The sequence below is a fragment of the Kitasatospora sp. NPDC056783 genome, assembly GCF_042789895.1.
GTDB lineage: Bacteria > Actinomycetota > Actinomycetes > Streptomycetales > Streptomycetaceae > Kitasatospora.
The window spans coordinates 1-1,645 of the sequence record NZ_JBHUAF010000689.1 but is presented as its reverse complement, the minus strand read 5'-3'; the positions used below and the strand labels follow the sequence as shown (position 1 = coordinate 1,645).

Here is a 1,645-nt window from a genome sequence, read left to right as displayed (position 1 = left end):
GGCATCGACCCGCGCGCGGCCGGACGGCGGCGGTGCTTACGGTGGCGACGCTCCCCAGCGGCCCCGTGGAGCGGCGCTCCGGCCCGCCGAGCAGCGCGCTCCGGGGCCCTTCGCCAAGGGGCCGACCGCCCCAGAGAGGCGCCTGCACCGATGACCGACACCCGACGGCCGCGCCCGGCCGCTCCCCGCGCCCTCCACGCGCCCCGCGCCGTCCGCGTTCCCCGCTCCGTACGGGTGGCCTCCGCCGCCCTCGCGCTGGCCGGCCTGCTCGCCGTCTCGGCCTGCTCCGGGGGCGGCGAGCAGGCGCAGCGGCAGGCCGGTCCGGGGCTCACCGCCGAACCGGCCGCGCTCAGCCCGTCCCCCGGGACCGGCGGCAGCCCCTCCGGCGGGGTGGTGGCGCTCACCCCGGACGTCACCGCCAAACTGGACGCCTCGATCAAGCAGGTGATGAGCCAGGCGTCGATCCCCGGGGTGATCGTCGGCTACACCACCCCCGACGGCGGCTACCAGCGGAACTTCGGCGTCGCCGACAAGGACGCCGGCACGCCCATGTCGGCGGACCTGTACACCCGGATCGGCAGCGTCACCAAGACCTTCACCGCCACCGCCGTGCTGCTCCTGGCCGACCAGGGCAAGCTCAGCCTGGACGACCCGGTGTCCAAGTACGTCGCCGACGTGCCCGGCGGTGACGGGATCACCCTGCGCCAGCTCGGCCAGATGCGCAGCGGCCTGTACAACTACAGCGACGACCCGGACTTCCAGCACGAGTTCCTCAGCGACCCCGACCACCCGTTCACGCCGGACCAGTTGCTCGCGTACGCGTTCAAGCACCCGGCCGACTTCGCGCCGGGCAGCAGGTTCGAGTACTCCAACACGAACTACATCCTGCTCGGCCAGGTGGTCGAGAAGGTCGGCGGGCAGACGCTCGGCGACTACCTGAAGGCGCAGGTCTTCGGCCCGGCCGGGCTCACCGGCACGACCTTCCCGACCGACGCGACCTTCCCCGACCCGCACGCCCACGGCTACACCAACCAGACCCTGGACGGCCGGCTCACCGACGCCACCACCTGGAACCCCTCCTGGGGCTGGGCGGCCGGCGCGGTGATCTCCGACCTGGCGGACCTCCAGACCTGGTCGAAGGTGCTGGCCACCGGCACGCCGCTGCTCAAGCCGGCCACCCAGGCGGACCGGCTCAAGGGGCAGGACACCGGCACCCCCGACCTCAATTACGGCTTCGGGGTGTTCACCACCCACGGGTGGATCGGGCACAACGGCTCGCTGCCCGGGTACGAGACCGTCGTGGTGTACCTCCCGGCTGCGCAGGCCTCGCTGGTCATCATCCTCAACACCGATGTGTCGTACCAGGGTTCGGAGCCGTCGACGCTGCTGGCGGCCGCGATCACACAGATCGTCTCGCCGGACAACGTCTACACGCTGCCGGCCGGGGCCGCCTCGGGCTCGCCCTACGCGTCGCCGTCCCCCTCCCCCTCGCCCTCCCCGTACCCGTCGCCCTCCCCCTCACCGTCCCCGTACCAGTCGCCGTACCCGACGCCCACGGCCACCCCCTACCCCACGGCCGCGCCGACGCCCGTCCCCAGCCCGGGCGCCACCCTGCACCTGTCCTGAACCGCGTGAGGGGCCCGGC

General features: G+C 73.6%; 1 protein-coding gene. It reads left to right on the top strand.

Annotation, left to right across the window (positions count from 1 at the left end):
- Positions 1 to 150 precede the first annotated feature (150 nt).
- Positions 151 to 1,626, top strand: a complete 1,476-nt coding sequence (locus ACFRMQ_RS40610) for a serine hydrolase domain-containing protein (RefSeq protein WP_380735946.1) — start codon at positions 151 to 153, stop codon at positions 1,624 to 1,626.
- Positions 1,627 to 1,645: the final 19 nt, after the last annotated feature.